The organism is Agromyces chromiiresistens (assembly GCF_029167465.1).
Taxonomy (GTDB): Bacteria; Actinomycetota; Actinomycetes; order Actinomycetales; family Microbacteriaceae; genus Agromyces; species Agromyces chromiiresistens.
Window position 1 is genome coordinate 214,369 of the sequence record NZ_JARFNL010000002.1, and the last position, 23,541, is coordinate 237,909.

Annotated in this window: 18 protein-coding genes; 8 read left to right on the top strand and 10 right to left on the bottom strand. The window is 73.4% G+C overall.

The window, feature by feature from the left end; all coding sequences use genetic code 11:
• Positions 1-47 precede the first annotated feature (47 nt).
• Genes PX701_RS05285 through PX701_RS05295 form a run of 3 tightly spaced genes read right to left on the bottom strand, consistent with a single transcriptional unit; the run spans position 48 to position 3,061 of the window.
• Positions 48-1,238 carry an Mrp/NBP35 family ATP-binding protein gene (locus PX701_RS05285; protein WP_275505692.1) on the bottom strand — a complete coding sequence of 397 codons (1,191 nt, stop codon included), beginning with the start codon at positions 1,236-1,238 and terminating at the stop codon, positions 48-50.
• A complete protein-coding gene (locus PX701_RS05290; protein ID WP_231430524.1) occupies positions 1,228-1,746 on the bottom strand; it encodes a DUF1003 domain-containing protein in 519 nt (172 codons plus the stop codon). The genes PX701_RS05285 and PX701_RS05290 overlap by 11 nt, the downstream gene beginning before the upstream one ends.
• The gene (locus PX701_RS05295; protein WP_231430526.1) at positions 1,733-3,061 is read right to left on the bottom strand and encodes a magnesium transporter MgtE N-terminal domain-containing protein; all 1,329 of its coding nucleotides are present in this window, start codon (positions 3,059-3,061) and stop codon (positions 1,733-1,735) included. Before PX701_RS05295 ends, PX701_RS05290 begins: the two co-directional genes overlap by 14 nt.
• 78 nt (positions 3,062-3,139) lie before the next feature.
• Between PX701_RS05295 and PX701_RS05300 the strand changes: the two genes are divergently transcribed.
• Positions 3,140-3,895 (top strand): YflT domain-containing protein, encoded by a 756-nt coding sequence (locus PX701_RS05300; RefSeq protein ID WP_231430528.1) that lies wholly within the window; start codon positions 3,140-3,142, stop codon positions 3,893-3,895.
• Between the two features lie 9 nt (positions 3,896-3,904).
• Here the strand turns inward: PX701_RS05300 and PX701_RS05305 are convergent, their stop codons facing one another.
• Entirely contained in the window at positions 3,905-5,338 is a 1,434-nt protein-coding gene (locus PX701_RS05305; protein WP_275505693.1) for a M1 family metallopeptidase, read from the bottom strand.
• 110 nt (positions 5,339-5,448) lie between these two features.
• On the opposite strand from PX701_RS05305, the gene PX701_RS05310 reads away from it, so the two are divergent.
• Complete coding sequence (locus tag PX701_RS05310; protein ID WP_275505694.1) at positions 5,449-5,817, top strand: TIGR02611 family protein; 369 nt, start codon at positions 5,449-5,451, stop codon at positions 5,815-5,817.
• A gap of 79 nt (positions 5,818-5,896) precedes the next feature.
• On the opposite strand, the gene PX701_RS05315 is transcribed toward PX701_RS05310, so the two are convergent.
• Together PX701_RS05315 and PX701_RS05320 are read right to left on the bottom strand one after the other, a co-directional pair.
• A complete protein-coding gene (locus tag PX701_RS05315) occupies positions 5,897-7,471 on the bottom strand; it encodes an aminopeptidase P family protein (protein WP_231430534.1) in 1,575 nt (524 codons plus the stop codon).
• Between the two features lie 50 nt (positions 7,472-7,521).
• Positions 7,522-8,571 (bottom strand): endonuclease/exonuclease/phosphatase family protein, encoded by a 1,050-nt coding sequence (locus tag PX701_RS05320; protein WP_275505695.1) that lies wholly within the window; start codon positions 8,569-8,571, stop codon positions 7,522-7,524.
• 67 nt (positions 8,572-8,638) lie between these two features.
• On the opposite strand from PX701_RS05320, the gene PX701_RS05325 reads away from it, so the two are divergent.
• On the top strand, positions 8,639-9,514 hold the full coding sequence (locus PX701_RS05325; protein WP_231430537.1) for a PHP domain-containing protein: 876 nt from the start codon (positions 8,639-8,641) through the stop codon (positions 9,512-9,514).
• A 108-nt stretch (positions 9,515-9,622) separates the two neighbouring features.
• Here PX701_RS05325 and PX701_RS05330 read toward each other — a convergent pair whose 3' ends face one another.
• Positions 9,623-11,116, bottom strand: coding sequence for a DEAD/DEAH box helicase (locus PX701_RS05330; protein ID WP_231430538.1), 1,494 nt, complete (start codon positions 11,114-11,116; stop codon positions 9,623-9,625).
• A gap of 144 nt (positions 11,117-11,260) precedes the next feature.
• Here PX701_RS05330 and PX701_RS05335 point away from each other — a divergent pair, with 144 nt between their 5' ends.
• Positions 11,261-11,977: a ferritin-like fold-containing protein gene (locus PX701_RS05335; protein ID WP_231430539.1), complete on the top strand. Its 717-nt coding sequence runs from the start codon at positions 11,261-11,263 to the stop codon at positions 11,975-11,977.
• A 54-nt stretch (positions 11,978-12,031) separates the two neighbouring features.
• Here the strand turns inward: PX701_RS05335 and PX701_RS05340 are convergent, their stop codons facing one another.
• Positions 12,032-12,337, bottom strand: a complete 306-nt coding sequence (locus tag PX701_RS05340) for a hypothetical protein (protein ID WP_231430541.1) — start codon at positions 12,335-12,337, stop codon at positions 12,032-12,034.
• Between the two features lie 2 nt (positions 12,338-12,339).
• Positions 12,340-12,564: a DUF3107 domain-containing protein gene (locus PX701_RS05345; RefSeq protein WP_231430543.1), complete on the bottom strand. Its 225-nt coding sequence runs from the start codon at positions 12,562-12,564 to the stop codon at positions 12,340-12,342.
• 93 nt (positions 12,565-12,657) lie between these two features.
• On the opposite strand from PX701_RS05345, the gene PX701_RS05350 reads away from it, so the two are divergent.
• Together PX701_RS05350 and PX701_RS05355 are read left to right on the top strand one after the other, a co-directional pair.
• A complete protein-coding gene (locus tag PX701_RS05350; RefSeq protein WP_275505696.1) occupies positions 12,658-15,843 on the top strand; it encodes a UrvD/REP family ATP-dependent DNA helicase in 3,186 nt (1,061 codons plus the stop codon).
• On the top strand, positions 15,840-19,121 hold the full coding sequence (locus PX701_RS05355) for an ATP-dependent DNA helicase (protein WP_275505697.1): 3,282 nt from the start codon (positions 15,840-15,842) through the stop codon (positions 19,119-19,121). Before PX701_RS05350 ends, PX701_RS05355 begins: the two co-directional genes overlap by 4 nt.
• Here PX701_RS05355 and PX701_RS05360 read toward each other — a convergent pair.
• Positions 19,055-20,305 (bottom strand): phosphotransferase, encoded by a 1,251-nt coding sequence (locus tag PX701_RS05360; RefSeq protein ID WP_275505698.1) that lies wholly within the window; start codon positions 20,303-20,305, stop codon positions 19,055-19,057. The two genes, PX701_RS05355 and PX701_RS05360, sit on opposite strands and share 67 nt — an antisense overlap.
• A gap of 108 nt (positions 20,306-20,413) precedes the next feature.
• Here PX701_RS05360 and nudC point away from each other — a divergent pair, with 108 nt between their 5' ends.
• Both nudC and PX701_RS05370 read left to right on the top strand, forming a co-directional pair.
• Complete coding sequence (nudC, locus tag PX701_RS05365) at positions 20,414-21,388, top strand: NAD(+) diphosphatase (protein WP_275505699.1); 975 nt, start codon at positions 20,414-20,416, stop codon at positions 21,386-21,388.
• Entirely contained in the window at positions 21,385-23,139 is a 1,755-nt protein-coding gene (locus PX701_RS05370; RefSeq protein WP_275505700.1) for an ATP-dependent helicase, read from the top strand. The genes nudC and PX701_RS05370 overlap by 4 nt, the downstream gene beginning before the upstream one ends.
• Positions 23,140-23,541: the final 402 nt, after the last annotated feature.

The following is a 23,541-nucleotide window of genomic DNA, read 5'->3' on the forward strand; positions in this document are numbered from 1 at the left end:
GACGTGTCCGTCGGCCGAGCGCGCGCTCGTCGACCAGCGGCTCGCGCTCAGCGCACCGAGACGTCGAGGCGGCGGCCCGCGAGGTCGCGAGGCATCCCGGCCAGGCGTGCGGCGACCGCCTCGATCGCGCGCGCGGCCGGGTCGTCGGGCGCCGACACGACGACGGGCACGCCGTCGTCGCCGCCCTGGCGAAGCGCCATGCTGAGGGGCACGCTCGCGAGCAGCGGCACGGGCTCGGGCTGACCGGCCGAGAGCCGCTCGGCGACGAGCTCGCCGCCGCCCGACCCGAAGAGCTCGAGCACCTGCCCGTCGGGCTGCACGAGGCCCGCCATGTTCTCGATCACGCCGACGATGCGCTGGCCGGTCTGGCGCGCGACGACGCCCGATCGCTCGGCGACGTCGGCCGCGGCGGCCTGCGGCGTCGTGACGACGACGACCTCGGCGTTCGGCAGCAGCTGGCCGAGCGAGATGGCGATGTCGCCCGTCCCGGGCGGAAGGTCGACGAGCAGCACGTCGAGGTCGCCGAAGTACACGTCGGTGAGGAACTGCGAGAGCGTGCGGTGCAGCATCGGCCCGCGCCAGGCGACGGCCGTCGACGAGGCGCGCGCCCCGGGCTCGGCCGGCTCGATGAACATGCCGATCGAGATGACCTTCACGCCGTGCGCGACGGGCGGCAGGATCATCTCGTCGACCCGGGTCGGCCGGGCGGCGAGGCCGTCGTCGTCGACGAGGCCGAGGAGGCCCGGGATCGAGAACCCGTGCACGTCGGCGTCGATGAGCCCGACCGCGAGCCCGCGCGCCGCGAGGGCGACGGCGAGGTTCGCCGTGACGGTCGACTTGCCGACGCCGCCCTTGCCGCTCGTGACCGCGAGCACCTTCGTCAGGGTGCCGGGGCCGAACGGATTGCCGCGGGCGGCGCGGCCGCCGCGAAGGCGTTCGGTGAGGGCGGCCCGCTGCTCGGGCGTCATGACCGAGAGCTCCACGTCGGCGTTGCCGGCCCCGACGATCGACTCGGCCGCCTGGCGCACGTCGCGTTCGATGCGATCCGATGCGGGACACCCGACGATCGTCAGCCGGATGCCGACCTCGACGCGACCGCCCTCGCGGGCGACCACGCGGTCGACCATGTCGAGTTCGGTGACGGGCTTGCGGATCTCGGGGTCGATGACGGAGGCGAGCACGCGCCGCACCGCCTCCTCGAGCAGCGCCGCGTCGCCCGAGGCGGCGTCAGCCAGCATGTTCGGATTCCTCCTCGTCGCGGCGGTCGAGCTCGTCGAGCATCGCGCGCAGCTCGGAGCGGATGAACTCCTTCGACGCGAGCTCCTTCACGGCGAGTCGCAGGGCGACCACCTCGCGTGCGAGGTACTCGGTGTCGGCGAGGTTGCGCTCGGCGCGCTGCCGGTCCTGCTCGATCTGCACGCGGTCGCGGTCGTCCTGCCGGTTCTGCGCGAGCAGGATCAGCGGTGCCGCGTACGACGCCTGCAGCGAGAGCATGAGGGTGAGCGCCGTGAAGCCGATCGCGATGTCATCGAAGCGCCAGGCGGAGGGAGCGAAGGTGTTCCACGCCATCCAGCCGATCGCGAACACCGACAGCCCGACGAGGAAGCCGGGCGTGCCCATGCCGCGGGCCACCCACTCGGTGAAGCGGCCGAAGCGGTCGCTGTCGCCCGAACCGCGGAAGGTGGCGGTGCGGCGGATGCCCTTCGGCGTGTCGAATCGACGGTCTTCCGACTCAGCGCGTGCCATCTGCGCCCCTCCTTCCGTATGGGATCGGGATGCTTCCCGTCGTCAGCTGCGCCCGCGCCGTGCTGCGCTTGGCCAGCTCGTCCTCCTCGGGGTGACTTCGCCAGTCATCGGGCAGCAGGTAGTCGAGCACGTCGTCAATCGTCACCACCCCGACGAGTCGATGCTTCTCGTCGACCACCGGCACCGAGACGAGGTCGTAGCTCGCGAGGATGCGGCTGACCTCGGCGGCCGAGGTGTCGGCGGTCACGGGTTCGAGGCCCTGGTCGATGAGGGTGCCGAGCCGCTCGTGCGGCGGGTAGCGCAGCATCCGCTGGAAGTGCACGATGCCGAGGAACCGGCCCGTCGGCGGCTCGTACGGCGGCAGCGTGACGCAGACCGCCGCGCCGAGCGCGGGCGGCAGGTCGTGCCGGCGGATGAGCGCGAGCCCCTCGGCGACGGTCGCGTCGGCCGAGACGATGATCGGCTCGGTCGTCATGAGGCCGCCGGCCGTGTCGGGGCCGTACGACAGCAGGAACCGCACGTCTTCTGCCTCTTCGGGCTCCATCAGCTCGAGCAGGTGCTCGCCGCGCTCTTCGGGCAGCTGTGCGATGAGGTCGGCCGCGTCGTCGGGCTGCATGTGGTCGAGCACGTCGGCCGCGCGGTCGTCGCCGAGACCGGCGAGGATGTCGACCTGATCGGACTCGGGCATCTCCTCCAGCACGTCGGCGAGACGGTCGTCGGGCAGCTCCTCGGCGACCTCCTGCCGGCGCTGCGCCGGCAGGTCGAGCAGCGTCGAAGCGAGGTCGGCGGGCTTCAGCTCGGAGTACGTCGCGATGAGCTGTTCGGCCGACTGGGCCTCGCCCTTCGCGACCTGCTCGCGAACCTCGCGCCAGGTGACGTACGCCGACTGCCCCTTCGAGAACGGCGAGGCGCCCTTGGGGCGACGCACGAACAGCTGGTCGACCTCCCACTCGCCGGGCTCCTGCTCCTCGATCGCGACGTCCTCGATGGTGGCCGTGCCCGAGCCGTCGTTGAAGCCGACCTTGCGACCGAGCATCTCGGCGATCACGCGCACCTCGCCGCCGCGCTGCTCGAAGCGGCGAAGGTTGATGAGGCCCGTCGTGATGATCTGGCCGCCGCCGATCGAGGTGACGCGCCCGATCGAGACGAAGACGCGGCGCTTGCCCGGGATCTCGACGATGAGCCCGACCACGCGCGGCGGGTCGCTCTTGCGGTACACGACGAGGACGTCGCGCACCTTGCCCACTCGATCGCCGTTGGGGTCGAAGACGGCGCACCCGGCGAGTCGGGCGACGAAGACTCTCGTGGCGCTCACGCTACAAACTTAGCCCCCGGATGCCTCGGCGGCGGCGCCATCCGGGCGACCCGGCCCGCATCGTGGGACAATGGCCGGGTGACGAACCAGACGCCGTTCGGCGGCCGCGCGGGCCGCGAGCTCCCGACCATGCCGAAGGGCGAGACGGTCGCGGGCTTCGAGACCTACGCCGAGGCGCAAGACGCCGTCGACCGCCTGTCGAAGGCCGAGTTCCCCGTGAAGGAACTGGCGATCATCGGCACCGACCTGACGACGGTCGAGCGCATCACCGGACGGCTCACGTGGAGCCGGGCCGCCGGCGCCGGCGCGATCTCGGGGGCGTGGTTCGGCCTCTTCCTCGGGTTGCTGTTCTTCATCTTCGCGCCCAGCGGCGCCTCGCTCGGCATCCTCGGCGCCGCCGTGCTCATCGGTGCCGGGTTCGGCATGATCTTCAGCGTCGTCACGTACTCCGTGAACCGGCGCCGTCGCGACTTCACGTCGAACATCCAGGTGCTCGCAAGGCGCTACGCGATCATCATCACCGATCCGTCGCACGTCGCCCGGGCGCGCAACCTGCTCGGCACCGCGAGCGACGTCGCCCCTGCGGTCCCGGCCGCGGCGGCGCCGACCGCACCGACCCCGACGCCCGCGTCGGCCCCGCCTGCCGCGCCGGCTCCGACGCCGCGCGACGGCGATGCGACGACGGGCGCCGGCGACGAGACATCCGGCTCGGCAACAGGCCAGGGTGACGAACCGCAGGGCCTCACGTACGGCGAGGCGCAGGATGCCGCGCGCCGTGCCGCTCGTGAAGCCGATGCGGCGCGCCGTCGCGCCTCGGAGGGCGACGGGGCCTGACCGACCGGCCTACCAGGTCGTCGGCTTCTGGGGTGTGAAGAGCCACGCTGCGAAGAGGGTGTCGAGGTCGGCCCCCGAGACCTCCTCGGCGAGCGCCGTGAAGTCGGCCGTCGTCGCGCTGCCTCCTCCGTAGCGGTCGACCCACTCCGTCGCGAGCTCGAAGAAGGCGTCGTCGCCGATCTCGACGCGCAGGGCGTGCAGCGTCGCGGCGCCGCGGTCGTAGACGGGGTCGGCGAACAGGCCGAGCGGCTGCGGATCGGCGACGACGAGGCTCCAGAACTCGTCGTCGGCCGGAATCGACATCACCTCGTCGAAGCTCTCGTCGGCGGTGGCGCGACCCTGGTGCTCGGCCCACATCCAGGACGCGTACGTCGCCCAGCCCTCGTTGAGCCAGATGTCGGCCCAGCGGCCGGGGCTCACGTGGTCGCCCATCCACTGGTGGGCGAGCTCGTGCGCGACGGTGCCCTCGCCGGCGCGGCGCGAGAAGAACGAGCGGGTCTGGGTCTCGAGCGCGTAGCCGACCGAGTCGTCGTCGACGATCGCGCCGTACGCGACGAACGGGTACGGCCCGAAGCGGTCGTCGAAGAAGTCGATCATCTGCGGCGTGAGCGCGAGCGCGGCCGACGCGGACGCCGGGAGCGCCGGGTCGACGGCGTCGATGATGCGGAGGCCGTCGGCGGTCGTGTAGTCGTCGAGCACGTAGTCGCCGACGCTCGCGGTGGCCAGGTACGCCGCCATCGGGTCGGGAGCGTGCCACGTCCAGGTGGTGCGACCGTCGGCCGTGTCCGACCCGGTGAGGCTGCCGTTCGCGACGGCGACGAGCCCCTCGGGGACCGTGATCTCGAAGTCGTAGGCGGCCTTGTCGGTCGGGTGGTCGCTGACCGGGAACCAGGTCGCGGCGCCGTCGGGCTCCGACACGACCATGGCGCCGTCGCGGGTCGTCACCCAGCCGTAGAGCGCGCCTTCGATGTCGGTGGGCCTCGTCGTCGTGCCGCCGTACTCGACGACGACGCGGGCGTCGTGCCCGCGCTTCAGCTTCGGCCGCGGGGTGATCACGAGTTCGTTGTCGGTCTGCTCGAATCGCGCGGCGTGACCGTCGACCGTGACCGTCGTCGCCGTGAGCCCACGGAGGTCGAGGTCGAACCGGTCGAGGTCCTGCGTCGCGCGCAGGTCGATCGTCGCGACGCCGTCGAGCTGCCCTTCGAGCGGGGCCGGCTCGGGTGCGGGCGGGGTGTAGTCGAGGTCGAGTCCGAGGTGCACGAGGTCGATGCCGCCGTTGCCCGCGAGCGGGAAGTACGGGTCGCCCGCACCGTCGGAGCCGGCGCTGTACCGGGGTGCGCCGGGCTCGCCCGGTGCGGCGGAGGCGACGGCGGGGGCAGTGGCGACGGCGAGGGCGAGGCCCGCGGCGCCGAGAACGGCGAGGGTGCTGCGGCGGTGCGACATGGATCCTCCAGCACGTGGGTGCGATCGGGGTTCGTCCCGACCCTAGCCGTGCCCCGGCGCGACCCGCCAGACCCGGGGAGCTCCCAGACTCGCGATATATCGTGACGCGCATGACCACCGGACGAGACGCCCCGCGGCCCGCCCTCGAACTCGAGATCGCGGATGAGATCGCCGCTGCCGAGCGGCCCGACCGACCCATCCGTCGGGCGCTGCGGCGGCTGCGGCAGGCGATCGGCCGCCGCCCGGGCCTGCAGCGCGCCTACCGCGTGCTCGTCGGGGTGCTCGGCGGCATCGTGACGGTGGCCGGCCTCCTGCTCGTACCGCTCCCCGGCCCCGGCTGGCTCGTCGTCTTCCTCGGTCTCGCGATCCTGGGCACCGAGTTCGCCTGGGCGAAGCGCGCCGCGGCGTTCACGAAGCGTCAGCTCGCCCGGTTCTGGGCCTGGTGGCGGGCGAGGCGGGCGACGGTCGAGCGCACCTGATCTGCGAGCGTCGGGCGTGCACTCACCGCCCGTGCGACGGCGAGTGCATGCCCGATGACGGCGGGAGCGAACGCATCGTTCAGCGGCTCGCGCCGCGCACCCAGGCCTCGACCTCGTCGGCGGTGCGCGGAATGCGCACCGAGAGGTTCTCGGCGCCGTCCGCCGTGACGAGGATGTCGTCCTCGATGCGCACGCCGATGCCGCGGAACTCCTCGGGCACGGTCAGGTCGTCGGGCTGGAAGTACAGGCCGGGCTCGATCGTGAAGATCATGCCGGCTTCGACCACGCCGTCCATGTAGAGCTCGCGGCGGGCCTGCGCGCAGTCGTGCACGTCGAGCCCGAGGTGGTGGCTCGTGCCGTGCACCATGTAGCGGCGGTGGAACTGGTTCTCGGGTTCGAGGGACTCCTCGGCCGACACGGGCAGGAAGCCCCACTCGGCCGTCTTGCGCGCGATCACCTGCATCGCCGCGGCGTGCACCTCGCGGAACACGATGCCCGGCCTCACGATCGCGAACGCCGCGTCGGCTGCCTCGAGCACCGCCTCGTAGACCTGGCGCTGCACGGGCGAGAAGGTGCCGTTGACCGGGAACGTCCGGGTGATGTCGGCCGTGTAGTACGTGTCCATCTCGACGCCGGCGTCGAGCAGCACGAGATCGCCCGGCACGACGGGCCCGTCGTTGCGGGTCCAGTGCAGGATCGTCGCGTGCGGGCCCGCCGCGGCGATCGAGCCGTAGCCCACGTCGTTGCCGTCGAGCCGAGCCCGGGTCGCGAAGACGCCCTCGATGACGCGCTCGCCGCGCACCTCGGAGGTGATGCGGGGGAGCTCGGCGAGCACCTCGCCGAAGCCGCGCTCGGTGGCTGCGATCGCCGCCCGCATCTCGGCGACCTCGAAGTCGTCCTTCACGAGTCGCAGTTCGCTCACGACGCGCGCGAGCTCGCCGTCGGGCTCGTGCTCGTCGCCCACCTCCAGCGAGAACGCCGCGTCCTGCGCGTTCTCGCTGAGCACGCGCTCGGCCGCGAATCGGATGCGGGCGTGGTCGACGCGCTCGGTGAGCGCGGCATCGGCCTCGCGCACCACGAGCGTCGCGGTGTCGATCCGGTCGACCACGGCGTCGAAGGCGCTGATGTCGCGGGTCGCGACCGCGAGGTCGGCCGCGACGTGGGCGAGCGACGGGCGCGGGCCGATCCAGAACTCGCCGATCGCCGCGTTCGCGTAGAACTCCTCGGAGTCGCGACCCGCGCGCTCGCGGAAGTAGACGGTCGCCTCGTGCCCGGCGTCGCCGGTGGGCTCGAGCACGAGCACCGCGCCGGGCTCGGAGTCGGACCCCCAGCCGGTGAGGTGCGCGAACGCCGAGTGCGCCCGGTAGGGGTAGTCGGTGTCGTTCGCCCGCTGCTTCATGTCGCCGGCCGGGATGACGAGCCGCCGGCCCGGGAACTCGGCCGAGACCTTCGCGCGGCGCGCGGCGGCGTACGCGGCCTGGGGGCGCGCCTCGGGCAGCGTCTCGGCGCGTTCGGCCCAACCGTTCGAGATGAACGCCTTGAAGCCCTCGGAGCCCGGCGTGGTCGACCGGTTCGCGTTGCGTCCGGCCTCGTCGCCGGAGGGGTTCGCCGCTGCCGCGGTCTCGGTGGTGGAGGTGTCGCTCGAGTTCGCCATGCCCCCATTCTCGCACCGGCCCCGAGTGCCGGCGGATGGTCCGGGGCTCGTCAACCCGCCCGGGTCAGCGTCGCCACGACCGGGCGGTGGTCGCTGCCGGCGTCGTCGAGCGACTCGATCACGCGGAAGTCCTCGACCGCCCAGCCGGGCGTCGCCAGCACATGGTCGATCGGGCTGCCGAGCAGCGGCGGCAGGTCGGTGGGCCAGGTGCCGAGCGCCGCGGCGCGCGCCTGCACCGAGGCATCCCGGCAGCGCCCCAGGTCGCCGCCGTCGATGCCGCGCCCGGCGAAGTGGTCGACCGTCGCGTTGAAGTCGCCCGCCATGATCACGTTCTCGCCGGTGCACTGCTCGGCGAGCCAGTCGAGGTCGCTGCGCCAGTTCCGCAGCTCCCAGCGGATCGGCGCGACCGCGTGCACGGCCACGATGCGCGGCCCGTCGCCCGAGATCGGGTCGGCCACGACGCTCGGCAGCGTGTTCGTATTGCCCGGCGGGCCTGGGTAGTCGGCCGAGACGACCTCGTAGTCGCCGAGCTCCGGGCTGATGAGCAGGGTCGTCGACCGGGCCTTCGCGATGTCGTCGTACGCCTGCGTGTGCACCCACATCGGCGAGCCGCCCTCGCGCATCGCGATCGCGACCTCCTCGCCGAGCGAGTCGGTCGTCTCGGGCAGCACGACGACGTCGGCGCCCTCCGTGAGGGCGAGCTCCGCGATCGTCGACGCGTCGGGCACCTCGCCGAGGGTGTTCCACGACAGCACCGTGACGGACGCCTCGGGCCCCGAGGCACCCGCCGCGCGGTCGTCGGCAGCGGCGGTGGCCGCGCCGCCCGTGCCACGCACCGCGAGCACCGCGACCTGGCCCGCGGTGAACACGGCGAACACGATCGCCATGGCGATCGCGAAGCGACGACCGCGGCGCGGGATCGCGAGGAGGAGGAACAGCACCGCGACGATCGCCCCGCAGACGGCGGCGACCCCGCGCAGCGCCACGACGTGCGCCGCGATCCACTGGTTCTGCAAGCCGAACGCCTGAGGCCAGAGGAGCACGGCGGCGAGGGCGGCCGTGCCGACGATCACGACCCAGCCGAGGATGCGGGGGAGCATTCCACCCACCCTACGGGGCCGGGTTCTGAGAGGGCCCCGAGAACGGCGCCCTCGATACGATAGGGGGATGTCGCGAGCTCCTGCCGCGATCGGCGAGGCCGATCTGCACACCCACTCGGTGGTGTCCGACGGCACCGAGTCGCCGGCGGAACTGATGCGGCAGGCGGCGGCCGCCGGGCTCCGGGCCGTCGCGCTCACCGATCACGATTCGACGAGCGGCTGGGCCGAGGCGGCCGCCGCGGTGCCCGGGACGGGCGTCGCGCTCATCCCCGGCATGGAGCTGTCGACCCGCGAGGGGTTCACGAGCGTGCACCTGCTCGGTTACCTCGTCGACCCGCTCGACGAGCCGTTGCTCGCCGAGACCGCTCGCATCCGCGAGTCGCGTCTCACCCGCGCCGAGGAGATCGTGCGGCGCATCGCGCGCGACTACGACCTCAGCTGGAGCGACGTGCTCGACCAGACCGTCGAGGGGGCGACGATCGGACGGCCCCACATCGCCGACGCGCTCGTCGCCCGAGGGCATGCGGCGACCCGTTCGGCGGCCTTCGCCGGCATCCTGCACCCTCGGGCCGGGTACGCCCAGCCGCACTACGCGCCCGACCCGCTCACGGGCGTGCGCCTCATCCGCGCCGCCGGGGGCGTGCCCGTGCTCGCGCACCCCGGCACACGCGGCGCCGAACAGGTCGTGCCGCCCGCTCGCCTCGCCAAGCTCGTCGACGCCGGACTGTTCGGCCTCGAGGTCGACCACCCCGAGAACCGCGCCGACGCCAAGCCCCGGCTGCGCGAACTGGCGGCGAGATTCGGGCTCGAGATCACCGGGTCGAGCGACTACCACGGCGCGGGCAAGCCGAACCGCCTGGGGGAGTGCCGCACGGCGGCCGACGTGGTCGCTCGGCTCGTCGCCGAGGCGCGCGGCAGCGCGCCGGTGCTGCCGCCCGAATAGGCCCGCGGCGTCGGAAGCGCGTCGACTCGTGGGGCGCTGAGACGCCGCGAGCGCGCGGGCGCCCGTCATCGACGGGGCCTGCGCGCTCGCGAGGTGGAGGTGTCGGGGTCAGCCCTGCGGCGCCGCCGGTGCGGCGGTCTGCCCGCCGCCCGAGCTGCCGCCGCGCCGCCGACGGCGACGGCGAGGCGCGGCGTTGCCGTCGTGGTGCTCCTTGCCCTTGCCATCGTGCGTGCCGGTGCCGGCAGCCTTCTCCGAGGCATCCTTGGAGGTCTGGCCCGAGGTCTCGACCGCCTGGCCGTCACCCGCGGGCACGCCGTTGCGGGTGCGACGGCGGTTGCGGCTGCGCGGAGCACGCTCGGCGTCGCCCTCGGTCCGGCCGGCCGTGCTCGAGCGCGTCGCGCTCGCCGCGGGGGCGGCGGGCTTCAGGCGGCCCTTCGTCCCGGCGGGGATGTCGAGGTCGGTGTAGAGGTGCGGGCTCGACGAGTAGGTCTCGGTCGGTTCGGGCTGGCCGAACTCGAGGGCGCGGTTGATGAGCGCCCACTTGTGCAGGTCGTCCCAGTCGACGAACGTGACGGCGATGCCGGTCTTGCCGGCGCGGCCGGTGCGGCCCGCGCGGTGCAGGTAGGTCTTGTCGTCGTCGGGGATGGTGTGGTTGATGACGTGGGTCACGTCGTCGACGTCGATGCCGCGGGCCGCGACATCCGTGGCGATCAGGATGTCCTTCTTGCCCGCCTTGAACGCGGCCATCGCGCGTTCGCGCTGGTCCTGGTTGAGGTCGCCGTGCACGGCGGCCGCGTTGAAGCCGCGGTCGTTGAGCTCTTCGACGAGCTTCGCGGCGGCACGCTTCGTGCGCGTGAAGATGACGGTCTTGCCGCGGCCGTCGGCCTGGAGGATGCGCGAGATCACCTCGTCCTTGTCGAGCGAGTGCGCGCGGTAGACGAGGTGCTTGATGTTCGCCTGCGTGAGGCCCTCGTCGGGGTCGGTCGCCCGGATGTGGATCGGCTTCGACATGAAGCGGCGGGCGAGCGCGACGATCGGCCCCGGCATCGTGGCCGAGAAGAGCATGGTGTGCCGCACGGCGGGCACCTTCGAGAAGATCTTCTCGATGTCGGCGAGGAAGCCGAGGTCGAGCATCTTGTCGGCCTCGTCGAGCACGACCTCGCGCACGTCGGCGAGCGAGAGGAGGCGCTGGTTCGCGAGGTCGATGAGGCGGCCCGGCGTGCCGACGACGATCTGCGCGCCGGCCTTGAGCTGCTCGATCTGCCCTTCGTAGGCCTTGCCGCCGTAGATCGACACGATCTTCGTGGGCCGGTTCGAGGTGGCGAGCTCGAGGTCCTCGGTCACCTGCACGCAGAGCTCGCGCGTCGGCACCACGACGAGCGCCTTGACGCCGTGCTCGGGGTCGTCGCCGAGGCGCTGGATGAGCGGCAGGCCGAACCCGAAGGTCTTGCCCGTGCCGGTCTTGGCCTGGCCGATGATGTCCTGCCCGGTGAGGGCGAGGGGGATGGTCTGCTCCTGAATGGGGAAGGCATCGATGATGCCCTTGCCCGCGAGCGCGTCGACGATGTCGGACGCGATGCCGAGGTCGGTGAAAGTGGTCAAAGATCTGCCTGTCGGTCGTGCTTCGAGAGTGAAGGTCGGAAGGTGCGCCTCGACTCATCCCCGGGCGCACGGCCGCGGATCCAGCGTCCGCATGCCCCACCACCCTATCGGAGACTCCCTGTGAGCCTCGGATAGGCTGTTCGCGTGGTGTTCTGGTCCAAGCGGCGCGGCGTGCGTCAAGAGCTGCCGCGGCTGCGTCCGCGGGTCGCGCCGACGGAGGTCACCAAGGTCGACTTCACCGAGCTCGTCCCCGACCCGGTGCCGTTCCTCGGCCAGGCCGCGTACATCCAGCTCGAGTTCTTCGAGAGCCTGTCGCAGGCGGTGATCGGCGCAGCGGCCATGCACTCGAAGGAGCGGCTGAGCTCGGCAGCCGGCGTCGCGCTGCGCAAGCACCACGACCTCATCGCCGAGCTGCGCAGGCTGGACGTCGAACCCGACGCGGTGATGGCGCCGTTCGCGCCCGCGACGGATCGGCTCGGGCAGTCGACCGCGGGCGCCGACCAGTACGAGCTCATGCTCGGCATCCACGTGACGTCGGGCATGCTCGACGACTACTTCACCCGCCTGGCCGAGGGACTGCCGGTCGAACTGCGTGCGCGGGTGCGATCGATCCTCGCCGTCGGCGGGATCGGCGAGGTGCTCGACGCCGAACTGCGTGCCGCGATCGAGGCAGAACCGGGTCTCGCCGACCGGCTCGCGCTCTGGGGACGCAGCATCGTCGGCGACACGCTGCTCATCGCGCGCTCGGCGCTGCGGGGCTCGGAGCCGGCGGACCGCACGGGCGATCGCGTCGAGCCGGTGTTCACCGAGCTCATCGCGGAGCACACCCGCCGCATGGACGCGCTCGGGCTCACGGCCTGACACCGCCCCCGTGCCAGAGGGCACGGACGAGTTCGGATCGGGCAGGTACGCCCGTCAGGCCTTGCCGAGCCCGTGCCGGGAGAGGTGCTCGAAGCGGGCGTCGTCGGCCTTCTGGCGACCAGGCCCGATGAGCCAGGCCGAGGCCGCGGACGCGATCGCCGATGCGGCGAGCGACACGACCCAGATCCATCCGCCGTCCCACGGCCAGCCGAGCCAGGTGAGCGCCACCCAGACCACGGCGGCGACGCCCGCGCCGATCGCCGGCACGAGTGCGACGCCCCGCAGCTTGCGGAGCGGGAAGAGGAAGTGCGCGGCGATGCCGATGATGGCGCCGCCGAGCGTGACGAAGAGGAGTTCCATCGTCAGGCGACGAATCCGACGCGACGCGACTCCTCCGAGCCGATCTCGACGTACGCGAGCGCAGCAGCGGGCACGACGTACACGGTGCCCTTGTCATCGGCGAGCTTCAGCAGGGGGGCCTGCCCGGCGAGCGCCGCGGCGACCGCCTGCTCGACCTCGGCGGCCGACTGGGAGGTCTCGAACCCGAGTTCACGGGGGGAGTTCTGGATGCCGATGCGAACGTCCACGGTACGCCTTTCTGCTCTTGCTGAAACCCTACACATCGCCGAGGCGCGAGCCGTTCGCGTTCACTGTCGGCGGAACACGTTAACGTTGCCGGCATGCAGGGCACCCGAACCGCTCCAGAGCTCGTCCGCCGTCTGGTCTCCGGCGGGCACGCGGCGGTCTTCGGGGCGCCCGGCAGCGGCAAGACGACGCTCGCGATCGAGGTCGTCGCCGACCGCATCGAGCGCGAGGGCGGCACGGCCGACGAGGTGCTCGTGGTGTCCGCGACGCGCACCGCTGCGACCTCGCTGCGCGATGCGCTCGCGGTGCGGCTCGGCCTCACGACGCGCGGGCCGCTCGCGAGGACGGCGAACTCGATCGCCTTCGAGCTCGTGCGTGCCTACACCGGCCGACCCGTCACGCTGCTCACCGGAGCCGAGCACGACCACATCATCGGCGAACTGCTCGAGGGCGGCGTGCGCGACGGCTTCGGGCCCGACTGGCCCGAGCCGCTCTCGCCCGAGGTGCGGGCGCTGCGGGGCTTCCGCACCGAGTTGCGCGACCTCATGATGCGCGCGGTCGAGCACGGCGTCGACGCCGAGGCCCTCGCCCGGCTCGGCGAGCGGTGCGGGCGGCCCGAATGGGTGGCCGCCGCCGACTTCCTCGCCGAGTACGACGAGGTCAAGGCGCAGGTGCGCCCGACCCAGTACGACTCGGCCGAGCTCGCCGCCTTCGCCGCGGCGATCGTGCGGCGCAGCACGGTCGACGCCGAATCCGCCGAGGCCCTCGGGCGCCTGGCCGCGCTGCGTCTCATCGTGGTCGACGATGCGCAGGAGGCGACAGAGGCGACTGCGGCGCTGCTCGCCGCGTTCGCCGCGCGCGGCGTGCAGGTGATCGCGATCGGCGATCCCGACGTCGCGAGCAACGGATTCCGCGGCGGCCGGCCCGAACTGCTCGGCGCGCTCTCCAGCGTGCTCGACGGGGCGCCGGTCGAACGCCATGTGCTGCCGACGGTGCATCGAGGCGACGCCGCCCTGCGCGCCGTCGTGCAGTCGGCCACCGGTCACATCGGCGCCGCGCTCGGCGGGGCGCACCGGGCCGCCGGCGTCGAGCGGGGCGACCGGGCCGGTGCGGGCGACGAAGGTCGCGGGGCGCGGCCGGTGCGCGGCGGCGACCGGTACGACCGCACCCAGGACGCGGCCGAGGGCCGCCCCGCGTTGGAGTCCGTCGTCGGCCTCGAAGCGCCGTCGCATGCGGCCGAGTGCCGCGCGGTCTCCGCGCTCCTCCGCGAACGGCACCTGCTCGACGGCGTGCCGTGGTCGAAGATGGCCGTCGTCCTCCGCTCCGGCGGCGACGTGCCCGCGTTCGAGCGCGGGCTGGCGCTCGCCGACGTGCCGACCGCCGGCGGCGCCGGGCGCACGGCGCTGCGCGATGCGCCGGCGGCAGCCGCGCTCCTCTCGGCCGTTTCGCTCGTGCTCGACCGCGAACCCCTCACCCCCGAGCTCGCGGTGAGCCTGCTCACGGGCCCGATCGGGCGGCTCGACGCAGTGGGGCTCAGGCGGCTCCGCCTCGCCCTCCGCCACGAAGAACTCGCGGGCGGCGGCGATCGCACCGGTGACGAGCTGCTCGTCGAGGCGCTCGCCGCACCCGGCGGGTTCGACACCATCGACGCCGCACCGGCGCGCCGGGCCGCACGGCTCGCGAAGCTCCTGGCCGCCGCCCGAGCCGAGGCCGCGCGCGGCCGGACGGTCGAGGAGCTGCTCTGGTCGGTGTGGAACGCGAGCGCCCTCGCGGCCGAATGGGGTCCGCAGGCGGCGGGCACCGGCGTGCTCGCCGACGAGGCGAACCGGTCGCTCGACGCCGCCGTCGCCCTGTTCGCCGCGGCGCAGCGGTTCGTCGAGCGAGAGCCCGACGCGCCGGCCGTCCGGTTCATCGACGAGGTGCTCGCGAGCGAGCTGCCCGAGGACTCGCTCGCGCCGCAGCGCGCGGCCGAGTCGGTGGTCGTCACGACGCCGCCGGCGCTCATCGGCCGTGCCTTCGACGTCGTGGTCGTCGCCGGCCTCCAAGACGGAGTATGGCCGAACCTGCGCCCGCGCGGCACGCTCCTGCACGCCGGGTTGCTCGCCCGCACCGCGAGCGCCCTCCGGTCCGGGGCGCCCGTGCCGTCGGTCGAGACGGTCGCCGAGGCCCGTGCCGCGGTGCGGGGCGACGAGTTGCGGCTCTTCGCACTCGCGGCGTCGCGCGCCGAGCGGCAACTGGTGCTGAGCTGCACCGCGAACGACGACGAGCAGCCCTCGATGCTGATGGGCTACGCGCCCGACCGCCTGCGCACGCCGCGCTCGCGCCCGCTGCACCTGCGCGGCCTCGTCGGTGCGCTCCGTCGCGAGTCGGTCGCGTCTCCGTCGGGCGAGGCGCCGGCGGCGCTCGCGCTGCTCGCCGAGGCCGGCGTCGCCGGGGCCCATCCCGACGACTGGTACGGGCTGGCCGAGCCTTCGACCTCGGCGCCGCTCGTCGACCTCGACGGCGACCCCGAGGCGGTCGTCGCGGTCTCGCCGTCGCAGATCGACCGCGTCGAGGAGTCCCCGCTCGGCTGGTTCATCGATCACGTCGCGTCGCCCCCGTCGGGCATCGCCGCCTCGATCGGCACGATCGTGCACGCCGTCGTCGAAGAGGCCGGCGCCCGGGCCGACGGCGACACGAGCGTCGAGACGCTCTGGGCGGGCGTGTCGGCCCGACTCGACGAACTCCGCTTCGAGGCGGGCTGGGTCGCCGAGCGCGAGCGCCGGGGCGCGCGCAAGATGACCGAGGGCGCCGCCGATTACCTCGCGAACTTCGCCGACGACGAGAAGGTGCTGCTCGAGGCCGAGGGGCGGTTCACGCTCGAGATCGATCGGGTGCGCGTCACGGGCACGATCGATCGGGTCGAGGTCTCGCCCGACGGCACGACCGTGATCGTCGACCTGAAGACCGGCCGGACCCCGCCGACGGCGGCCCAGACGGCGGCGCATCCGCAGCTCGCCGCGTACCAGCTGGCCGCCAGGTCAGGGGCGGTGCCCGGCGGTGGATCGCTCGGCGGCGCGAAGCTCGTCTACGTCGCAAGACCGGCGCACGGCCGTGGCTACACCGAGCGGGCGCAGCAGCCGTTCGACGACGAGGCAGAGGGCGAGTTCCGCGAGCGGCTCGCCGACGTCGCGCGCACGATGGCCGCGTCGGGCTTCGACGGGCCCGCCGAGCTCGGCTTCGGCTCGAGGTTCGGCGCCTGGCAGTACCGGGTGCACCTGATCCCGGCGGTGTCCGCGTGAGCGCGTCATCGGCGTCGACGGGCGCGGGGCTCAGCGCGCTCGACATCGCATCGCGACTCGGCCTGCACGCGCCGACGCCCGAGCAGCGGGCCGTCATCGAGGCCGACCCGTTCGGCCAGAGCATCGTCGTCGCGGGCGCCGGCAGCGGCAAGACCGAGACGATGGCGAACCGCGTCGTGTGGCTGCTCGCCAACGGCCATGTCGGAGTGCCGGAGGTGCTCGGGCTCACGTTCACCCGCAAGGCGGCCGGCGAGCTCGCCGAGCGGGTGCGCGAGCGAGTCGGGCAACTCGTCGACGAGGGCATCGCCGAGGTCGTGCTCGACCCGCTCGGGTCCGCCGCCGTCGGCACGTACAACGCGTTCGCGAGCGCGATCTACCGCGAGCACGCCATGCTGATCGGTCGCGAGCCCGACGCCTCGGTGCTCGGCGAGGCATCGGCCTGGCAGTTGGCGCGGTCGGTCGCGCAGGCATCGGCCGATCCCCGCCTCGTCGAGCTCGACGCCTCGCTCGACCGCGTCACGGGCGCCGTGCTGGGCCTCAGCCGGGCGCTCGCCGAGAACGTCGCCGACAGTCGCGACGTGCGCGTCATGGTGCGCGACTTCCTGCAGATGGAGGGACTGCCGATCGAGGCGCCGCGCAAGCGCACCGACTTCGCGTCGTTCGTCGACGCCCTCGGAGTGGTCGGGGCGCTTCCGCCGCTGCTCGAGCTCGCCGACGCCTATGCTGCGGCGAAGCAGCAGCGCGGGTTCGTCGAGTTCTCCGACCAGGTGTCGCTCGCGCTCGCGATCTGCGAGCAGCACCCCGAGGTCGCGACGGCGCACCGCGAGCGCTACCGCACGGTGCTGCTCGACGAGTACCAGGACACGAGCGTCGTGCAGACCCGCCTGCTGTCGGCGCTCTTCGCCGACCATCCGGTCATGGCCGTCGGCGACCCCGACCAGTCGATCTACGGATGGCGCGGCGCGAGCGCGGCGAACCTCGCCCGGTTCGGGCGCGACTTCGCCACGACCGGCGCTGCGGCCGTCTACGACCTCTCCACGAGCTGGCGCAATCCCCGCATCGTGCTCGACGCCGCCAACGTGCTCATCGCCCCGCTCGACGCCGGCATTCCGAAGGCACCGCTCACGGCCTCGCCGTTCGCGGGGCCCGGCCGGCTCGAGGTCGCCTGGGCCGAGACGATCGAGGCCGAGGCCGCCCGTGTCGCCGAGTGGTTCGCGACGCGCCTCGGCCGAACGGGCGATCGCCCGAGCGGCGCGCTGCTCTGCCGCACCTTCGCGAACGCCGAGGTCTTCACCGAGGCGCTCCGGGCCCGGGGCGTGCCCGTGCACGTGCTCGGCATGGCCGGTCTCCTCGACCAGCCGGTGATCGCCGACCTCGTGTGCGTGCTGCGGGTGCTCCACGATCCGTCGGCGGGCTCCGAGCTCGTCCGCGTGCTCGGCGGCGCGAGGTGGAGCATCGGGGCCGCCGACCTCGATGCACTCCGCGGCCTCGCCAAGTGGCTCGCCGACCGCGACCTCGCGATGCGACGCCTCGACGACGACGTGCGCAGGGGGCTGCGCTCGTCGATCGCCGTCGACGAGTCGCCCTCGATCGTCGACGCCCTCGACTTCGTGCTCACGGCGCCCGACCAGCACTCGGCGCTCCGCGCGTTCAGCCCGGTCGGCCTCGCGCGCATGCGCCGCGCCGGAGCGCAGCTGCAGTCGCTGCGCCGCCGCGCGGGACTCGGGCTCGTCGACTTCGTGAACCTCGTGCAACAAGAGCTCCTGCTCGACGTCGAGGTCGCCGCGAACGCGGCGCAGCCGCTCGGAGCGCCGAGCCTCGAGGCGTTCGACGAACTGCTCGTCGGTTTCGTCGAGATGGCCGAGCAGCCGACGCTCGGGGCGTTCCTCGCGTGGCTCACCGAGGCCGAGCAGCGCGATCGGCTCTCGCCCCGTCACGACGAACCCGAGCCGGGGGCGGTGCAGCTGCTCTCCATCCACGGGTCGAAGGGGCTCGAGTGGGACCTCGTCGCGATTCCCCGCATGGTCGACGCCGAGGTGCCGTCGAAGCCGCGCTCGACCAAGGGCTGGCTGTCGTTCGGCGAGCTGCCGAACGAGTTCAAGGGCGACCACGATGAGCTGCCCGAGCTGCAGTGGCGAGGTGTCCAGAGCCAGGCCGAGTTCGACGAGGCCGTCACCGCCTTCGCCGACGAGAACCGTGAGCGCCACGCCGAGGAAGAGCGCCGACTCGCCTACGTGGCGGTCACGAGGGCGAAGTCCGAGCTGCTGCTCACCGGCTCGTGGTGGTCGACCCAGAAGACGGCCCGCGAGCCGAGCCCGTTCCTGCGCGAACTCGCGGTCGCGGGCGTGATCGCGGCCGATGCGCTGCCGAGCACCCCCGCCGAAGCCGAGAACCCGCGAACCGGCTCGACCGAGCGGGTTCGCTGGCCGCTCGATCCGCTCGGCCGGCGTCGCGATGCCGTCGAGGCGGCGGCCGAGGCGGTGCGGCTCGCGGCGACCCGACCCACCGGCCAGGGCATCGGACCGCGGCTGGCCGACGAGCTCCGGCTGCTCCTCGAAGAGCGCCGGCGCAGGCACGAACCCGACGCGGCGCCCGAGATCCCCGTCCGCGTCCCCGCCTCGCGCTTCAAGGACTACGTCGACGACCCGCTCCAGGTCGCGGCGGCGCTGCGCCGGCCGATGCCGCAGCGCCCGTTCCGGGCGACCCGCATCGGCACGCTGTTCCACGAATGGGTCGAGCAGCGCTCGATCGGCGCGATCGAGGGCAGCGCCCCGGCCGGGCTCGACGAGCTCGATGCGCTGCTCGTCGAACTCGACGACGACCCGGCCGGCGGCGCACTCGTCGACGACTCGCCCGATCGGCTCCGTGCGCTGCAGGAGCGGTTCGCGGCATCGGAGTGGGGCGACCGCCGACCGGCCGCCGTCGAGCTCGAACTCCACCTTCCGCTCGGCGAGAACGTCTTCGTGTGCAAGCTCGACGCCGTCTACGACGTCGACCCGTCGTCGGAGCTGGGCGCGCAGGGCATCGCCGTGCAGGTCGTCGACTGGAAGACGGGCAAGGCGCCGCGCGATGCTCGCGACCTCGAGCTCAAGCAGACCCAGCTCGCGCTGTACCGACTGGCGTACGCCCACTGGGCCGGAGTCGATCCGTCGACCGTCGACGCGGTGTTCTACTTCGTCGAAGACGATCGGGTCATCCGCCCCGACGCCCTCTACGACGAGGCGGAGTTGCGCCGGGCCTGGTCGTCGGCGTCGTCACGCGAGTCGTCACCTGCCTGAGCGCCGGCGCCGTCCGTCCCCTCGCTCGAGCTGTCCGCGGTCCCCGGCGAACGCGGCGGGGCGGCATCGCCCCAGTCGCTGAGGTCGAGCGGGATCGGGGCCGTGGCATCCATCGGCGTCTCGCCCGACTGCAGGGCCGAGAAGTCGTAGCTGTCGGTGAGCATGGCGCCGCCACGGTCGGAGGGAAGCCGGTCGTGAGGGGTCTCGTCGAGCATCCGCTCGACATCGCCGACGGCGAGGATGGGCCCCGTCTCGGGCGAGAGCGGCTCGCTCGAGCGGTCGTGCACGCTCTCGACGAGCCCGTCGAGCAGGCCGATCGCATCGTCGACGACGGCCTGGTCGTGCTCGTCGACGCCGTGCAGCAGCCAACGCGCCAGCTCGAGCTCGCCGTAGAGCAGGGCGCGCTGGGGCAGGTGCGCGTCGGCGCCGCCCTCGCGAGCCGCGACGTACGCGCCGAGCGCCCGCTCGGCCGCCGCCCCGCGCGAGGTGAGCAGCCAGTGCAGGTCTCGGGCGGGGTCGCCCTCGGCGAGGCCCGACCAGCCGAGCACGCCGGTCACGGTCTCGCCGTCGTTGAGGATGACGTCGGCGGTGAGCCCGCCGTGCACGACCGTGGGGCGGAACCGCCACAGCGTGTCGTCGTCGGTCGCCTCCTCCCACCGGCGCAGCAGCGCCGCGGGGAGGTGCCCGGTGTCGGCGGCGCGGCCGACGAGCGCGACGACCGACTCCCGCGCGCCGTCGGTGGACTGGCGGGTGAGGCCGGCGTCGCCGACGAACCCGGCGGGCAGCGAGTGGATCGCGGCGATCGCGAGGCCGACCGATTCGGCGAGGCGGTCGTGCGAGGTGAGCTCATCGGGGGTCGAGATCCCGCCCTCGAGGAAGTCGGTGACGACGGCGCGCGTGCCGTCGACGGGCGCCTGGCCGACGAACGTCGGAACGGCGAACGGCAGCCTGCTGCGGATGCCGGGGGTGAGCGCGCGGAGCGCGACGAGGTCGGCCGACTGCTCGGACTCGGCGGCCTGCGTGCGCGGGACGCGGATGATCAGGTGGCGCCCGTCGGTGGTGCGGAACTCGACGGCGTCGTACGCCCCGTGGCTGCGGCGCGTGTGCGCGCGTGCCGCGTTGACCTCGAGTCCGGGCACCGCCGCCGTGGCCAACGCGGCTAGAGTGAGAGGGGGTCTGGCCATGGCATTCAGCTTAAGCAGGCATCTTCGGGCGAGGGGCGACCGCCACACCTTCCCGCTGACTCCGCAGCCGCGGTGACGACTCCCGCAGACCGCAGTGAGAGGGGCCCAGTGACCGAGCACGACCCGCTGCCGCCGTTCGCGCGGGCCGTGATCGATCGCGACGCCGGGCGCCGCACCGCTCCCGGATTCGAGTCCTCGTTCGACGCCGACCCGGCCTCGCGGGTGCTCTTCGTGCACGGCGACCGCGTGCTGCTGGCCGAGCAGGTCGACGGGTCGGCGCCGGCGCTCGAGCTGCGTCGGCCGTCGGCGGCCCCGGCGGGCGACCTGCGCATCTACCTCGGTCGCGATCCGCGTTTCGCGTACGAGGCGCGCGTCGTCGACGACGACACGGCCGCCGCGCTCGAGCCCGAGGCTGCGCGCTGGCAGGGCCTCCGAGCCGTGGCCACGGCCGTCGACGCGCTCGACGCCGGTCTCTTCGTCGAGGCGCTCGCCCTCGCGAACTGGCATGCAGCGCACGGATTCTGCCCTCGGTGCGGCTCCACCACCTCACCCGGCCAGGCCGGATGGGTCCGGCGCTGCGACCGCGACGACGCACTGCTGTTCCCGCGCACCGACCCCGCGGTGATCATGCTCGTCACCGACGACCACGACCGCCTGCTGCTCGGCTCCAACGCACTGTGGGAGCAGCGCCGGTTCTCGCTGCTCGCCGGCTTCGTCGAGCCGGGCGAGTCGCTCGAGGAGGCGGTCGTGCGCGAGATCGCCGAGGAGGCCGGCATCGCCGTCGACCGGGTCGAGTACCGCGCCTCGCAGCCGTGGCCGTTCCCTGCGAGCCTCATGCTCGGCTTCGCCGCGCGAGTCGCCCCCGGCGCGGACCCGGCGACCGCGACCCCCGACGGCGAGGAGATCCTCGAGCTCAGGTGGTTCACGCGCGACGAGTTGGCCGACGCGTGGGGCGGGGTGCTCCTGCCCGGGGCGACCTCGATCGCCCGGTGGCTCATCGAACAGTGGTACGGCGGCCCGGTCGAGACCGCCCCGCAGGAACCCGACCGCGCACCCGCGGTCGCCGAGCGGTCGGGCGCGTGACCGACGTCGACGCCCGCACCACCGGCGACCCGCTGCTCGACGGGCTCGACGACGAGCAGCGCATCGTGGCGGAGGCGCTGCACGGACCGGTCTGCGTGCTCGCCGGCGCCGGCACCGGCAAGACCCGGGCCATCACGCACCGGATCGCCTACGGCGTCGCCTCGGGCTCGTACGATCCCGCACGGGTGATGGCCCTCACCTTCACCGCCCGTGCAGCGGCCGAGCTCCGGGGGCGGCTCGCGACGCTCGGCGCCGGTGCCGTGCGCGCACGCACGTTCCACGCCGCCGCGCTGGCGCAGCTCAACCACTTCTGGCCGATCGTCGTCGGCGGACCGGCGCCGCGCGTGCTCGACTACAAGGGGCGTGCGCTCGGGCAGGCGGCCGAGCGGGTGAACCTCAAGGTCGACACGCCGACCCTGCGCGACGTCGCCGCGGAGATCGAGTGGCGCAAGGTCGGCCTGCACGGCCCCGAGGCGTATCGCGCCCGGCTCGAAGGCCGCGGCGCCCCCGGGCGGCTCACGATCGAGCAGTTCGTCGAGCTCGTCGAGGCGTACGAGCAGGTCAAGGACGAGCGGCGCATGATCGACTTCGAAGACGTGCTGCTCACCACCGCGGGGATGATCGAGACCGAGGCATCCGTCGCGCTGCAGGTGCGCGAGAGCTACCGGCACTTCATCGTCGACGAGTACCAGGACGTCTCGCCGGCGCAGCAGCACCTGCTGGAACTCTGGCTCGGCGATCGCACCGAGCTGTGCGTCGTCGGCGACGCGAGCCAGACCATCTACTCGTTCGCCGGCGCGACGAGCGACTACCTGCTCGGCTTCGAGCGCCGCTACGACGACGCGACGATCGTGCGGCTCGAGCGCAACTACCGGTCGACCGGGCCGATCGTCGACACGGCGAACCGCTTGATGCGGGGCCGCGAGGGCGCGCTGCGCCTCGAGGCGGTCACCGACGGGCGGGCGGATGCCCCTGAACCCGAGGTCACCGAGTACGCGAACGACCTCGCCGAGGCGAGGGGCGTCGCGACGCTCATCCGCGATCGCGTCGATGCGGGCGTGACGCCCGATCGCATCGCGGTGCTCATGCGCGTCAACTCCCAGTCGGCGATCCTCGAGCACGCGCTCGACGAGGTCGGCGTCGGGTCGCGGGTTCGCGGCGCGGCGCGGTTCTTCGACCAGCCCGAGGTGCGCCAGGCGGTGCACGCGCTCCGGGCCGCCGCGCTCACGATCACGGGCGAACCGCTGTTCAAGTCGGTGAGCGACGTGCTGCGTTCGCTCGGCTGGAGCGTGCAGGCGCCGGACGGGCCGGGCGCGGTGCGCGCACGGTGGGAGTCGCTCAACGCGATCGCCCGACTCGTCGACGACGCCCCCGCCGGGACGACCTTCCGTCAGTTCGCCGACGACCTCCGCGCGCGCGCCGAGGCCCAGCACGAGCCCGCGCTCGCGGTGGTGACGCTCGCGACGCTGCACTCGGCGAAGGGCCTCGAATGGGACGAGGTGTTCCTCGTCGGCCTCAACGAGGGCATGCTGCCGATCGCGTACGCCAAGGGCTTCGACGCCATCGACGAGGAGCGGCGACTGCTCTACGTCGGCCTCACGCGGGCACGGCGACGCCTGCGATTGAGCTGGGCCCGGCAGGGCGACGGCCAGCGAGGGGAGCGGGAGCCGTCGCGATTCCTGCAGGAGCTCGGCACCCGCACTCCGGATGCGGCCGATAGGAGGTCGACGGCGACGTCTCGCCCGGTCTGAGGCTCGCCGCGATGAGCGATTCGTCGCCGCGCCGGAGTCGATCGTCGACGGCACCGGCCGCCGCGACGGCGGCGTCGAAGAGCGCGCGGATGCCTCGGGGCAGGGACGGTGCCGGGGAACCGGCGAGCTGCGCGGCGATCACCGGCCATGCCGGGTCGCGATCGCGTCGCTCGAGCTCGAGGCAGCGCACGCACGGCCCGCGGCCGGGCTCGACGAGCGGCCCGACGCGCCAGCCCCGGTCGTCATCGACGACGACGAGGTGCGGCACGTCCGCCCGGAGCCAGCGCAGGTGCTGCGAGGGCGGCACGACCCAGTGCGCGGCGAGGACCGCCAGCGCAGGCACCGCGGCGGCCGTGGCGCCGTCGAATTCGGCGGGGGTGGTCGTGGCGTGGCCGAGATGGG